Source organism: Endozoicomonas sp. SESOKO2 (assembly GCF_024606245.1).
Lineage (GTDB): Bacteria > Pseudomonadota > Gammaproteobacteria > Pseudomonadales > Endozoicomonadaceae > Endozoicomonas_A.
In genome coordinates this window covers 1-2,511 of the sequence record NZ_JAHHPQ010000488.1, presented here as the reverse complement: position 1 = coordinate 2,511, position 2,511 = coordinate 1, and the positions used below count along the sequence as shown (strand labels likewise).

3 protein-coding genes are annotated in these 2,511 nt (G+C 37.3%); 1 reads left to right on the top strand and 2 read right to left on the bottom strand.

The window, feature by feature from the left end; all coding sequences use genetic code 11:
- Window positions 1-374 (top strand): hypothetical protein (locus KDK17_RS11265; protein WP_257288114.1); only part of this gene is annotated, 374 nt, incomplete at its 5' end.
- 13 nt (window positions 375-387) lie between these two features.
- Here KDK17_RS11265 and KDK17_RS11260 read toward each other — a convergent pair.
- Together KDK17_RS11260 and KDK17_RS11255 are read right to left on the bottom strand one after the other, a co-directional pair.
- The gene (locus tag KDK17_RS11260) at window positions 388-987 is read right to left on the bottom strand and encodes a hypothetical protein (protein ID WP_257280571.1); all 600 of its coding nucleotides are present in this window, start codon (window positions 985-987) and stop codon (window positions 388-390) included.
- Window positions 988-1,120: 133 nt separating this feature from the next.
- On the bottom strand, window positions 1,121-2,511 hold a 1,391-nt coding region (locus tag KDK17_RS11255), incomplete at its 5' end, for a hypothetical protein (RefSeq protein WP_257288113.1).

Here is a 2,511-nt window from a genome sequence, read left to right as displayed (position 1 = left end):
ACTCCTGGTCGTGCACACTTCTGGTTGTTATCCGGTCCTTATCGGTTGGCAGAGTTTTCTTATACTGCCAAACCCGTCGCAATCATACAGAAATATTGTTAGCCCTGCTAATGCTTTTTGGCTATGAGCGAGTGATATGTATTGAAATCTTTTGTGACAGCCTGTTTTGTATAGGAGATGTCAGGATTGCCATAGGATCAGGGCTGCATGAAGAGTGTGAGATAGATTTTTGCTGTCATTTTCTGCCATTGTCAGAGGATGTTCAGTTTTGTGTCATTGTCGGCAGAATCCGGAAGCACAAAAAATCATCGGAGGCTGAGATCAAAATTTATGTTCATGTCAAAGAGGCGATTACCTGCCTTGTTCGAGCCTGATTGATTCTGAAGCTTATTTGGGATATTTCAGGTAATCAAAAAAAAACTTCAGATTATTTGGAAGCAACGACAATAGATTTTCTAAATTAGGTTGATGCTCAATAAAAGTGACAAGTGAGTTAATAGCCAGTAAAGGTAAAGATGATAAAATACTATTGAGTTCGGAAATGCTATTGGGGGGTGTTGGTATCTTGTGTATTAACATCCGCTCCCAATAATAATAAATAGTCAAATGCAGCCACTTTTTCTCACCAATAGCATGGTTAAACTCCCAGTTATAGTCATGAGCAGGACTTGCTCCGTGACTGAGTAATGTAACAATTTGAGATATCGTTGAAGCATCAGCCAAGATGTGTGAGATCGTCAGGCTGTTGTAAGTTTCTTTAGATGTAAATGAATTTGGATTTGCACCATTATTTAGCAGAAAAATAAGCATTTCCAGTGATCCAAAGCAAAGTGCATCGGGCAATGCATCCTGATCATATTCAAGTTGATAACCTTGGCCCATTAATTCTTTTACTTTGTTAAAATTATTTTCCCTAATGGCTTCCGTAAAATCTCCTGCCAGAGAGCATGTCATGAAAAAAAACAGCGTGAAGTAAAGTGCTCTCATTTTATAACGTCTATTTACAATGCAGAGTATGGACTTTAGTAGAATTGTGACTCTTGGCAAATTAAAGTGACGGTGGTTTTGTATTTGCTATTGGTTGGAGAATCCCCCGTATCGGCCAAGCAACAATTGATCGTTATTGATTAGTGCAGCCTGCCAAAACTGATTGAGAATCATGGGGAGGGTGACTGTTTTCCAGAATGTTTATAGATAATTTACACAGCCCTTTTATAAGAGCCTGCAAGGGAAAACCATACATATGTGCAAGTCCAAAATTATATTTTCTACCATCAGCCGTTTTATGAGAAAGTGAATGATTATGGATTTCGTTTGAAGTTTTCATTATCTCTGGATCTGGTCTTTTATTCTGATTGATATGTAAGAAATAGTTCTGGTATTTGTGATCATGTCTAGAAATAAAAAAATCCTCTGTCATTTCATACGGCTGCATAGCTGACCAATAGACTATTTCTAATGAGGTTCTATGTAGCCATTTTTCGAACTCTGTATTATCCAACTCAAGAGCTTGCTGTAAGCTTATTGTATCGGTTGCATAATATCCCCGGATAAAATGCTCAAGAATATCTCCGATGAATCTTTGTACATCTTCGACAGCTTTAGGATTTTGGTAATGAAACTCATGGGATAAACGTTTTCCACGAGCATAAACAATAACAATGGCAACGATATTATCCATAAGCGCATTAAAAAAAGCTAACAGGTTTCCGACTTTTGGAAAAAATTTAACATTTAAAGCATTTTCAGGGGGCAGGCTGTGCAATGTAGTTTCAAATATTTGGCTGTCACCAAGATCTCTCAAACCGGACCAGGATAAATCTGAGCGCTCAGTGTCTTCTACCCAGTTACAAATTGATCCGGGAAAAGCTTCATTATTGCAAAAATGATAAGAACTCAGTTGCCCTAAAGTCATCCATTTTGACAGACCTGACCATGCAACACATAAATCTTTAGTATGCTGCGATTTAATAAGGCTATCGAATGACAGTCCATATCTTGCATACTTCCCGATATCAATAGCTGCTTTTTTTAACCCTTCTTCGGACCTGTAATGAGGGTTTTTGGAATTTGATGGGTCTAATTGGCATGCATAATTAACATAATCTTTTGAAGCTGAGAAACAATAACCGTGTATGTGACCTTCAAATATTTCGAGCTCATCTTCCAATCTTTTATTAATGATATCCGCAGAAATAGAAAATAAACCTTTACTTAAAGGTATTTCGCTGGCGAAATTCTGATCTGAAAATAAGTGGTGCAAACTATTGTGCATTTTAAGTTCACGGGTGAACTCATTCCATGATTCATCTTTTCGTTGAAATTTAAGGTATAGTGTTTGGTTGTCAGGAAGAGTGAGCTGGATGGATCTTCCGCCACAAACTTTCTGAACTATGGAGTTATCTGATAGCATTAATTCTATTTCAAGATCCTCATTGCTTGAACTCTCTTTTAGAATTTGTTTTTTTATTTCTTTTTCGATTTTGTGCCCCATTTCAATGTCTGGAGGTA

Excerpts from the sequence above, each read along its gene's own strand:
- KDK17_RS11260 (WP_257280571.1), bottom strand. The coding sequence starts at position 987 with ATGAGAGCACTTTACTTCACGCTGTTTTTTTTCATGACATGCTCTCTG.